Raw genomic sequence first — 561 nt, 5'->3', positions numbered from 1 at the left:
TACGACTTCACCCCAGTCATCAGTCCTGCCTTAGGCAATGGTCTCCGAAGTTAACTCACCGACTTTGGGCATTACCAACTCCCATGGTATGTCGGGCGGTGTGTACAAAACCCGAGAACGTATTCACCGTAGCGTAGCTGATCTACGATTACTAGCGATTCCGACTTCATGAAGTCGAGTTGCAGACTTCAATCCGAACTGAGATCGGTTTTTTGAGATTTGCTCCATGTCACCATATTGCTTCTCTTTGTACCGACCATTGTAGCACGTGTGTTGCCCCACTCGTAAGAGGCATGATGATTTGACGTCGTCCCCACCTTCCTCCTGGTTACCCAGGCAGTATCTCTAGAGTCCTTAACTTAATATTAGTAACTAAAGAAAAGGGTTGCGCTCGTTGCAGGACTTAACCTAACATCTCACGACACGAGCTGACGACAACCATGCACCATCTGTCATTCTGTTAACCTCCACTATATCTCTATAGCTTTGCAGAAGATGTCAAGAGTGGGTAAGGTTCTACGCGTAGCATCAAATTAAACCACATGCTCCACCGCTTGTGCG

At 47.2% G+C, this 561-nt stretch carries 1 rRNA gene; it reads right to left on the bottom strand.

The window, feature by feature from the left end:
* Positions 1-561: ribosomal RNA gene (locus tag CDH49_RS15570) — 16S ribosomal RNA — on the bottom strand; the annotation flags it as partial.

The organism is Confluentibacter citreus (assembly GCF_002807055.1).
Taxonomy (GTDB): Bacteria; Bacteroidota; Bacteroidia; order Flavobacteriales; family Flavobacteriaceae; genus Confluentibacter; species Confluentibacter citreus.
This window is presented reverse-complemented; position numbering and strand designations above follow the sequence as displayed.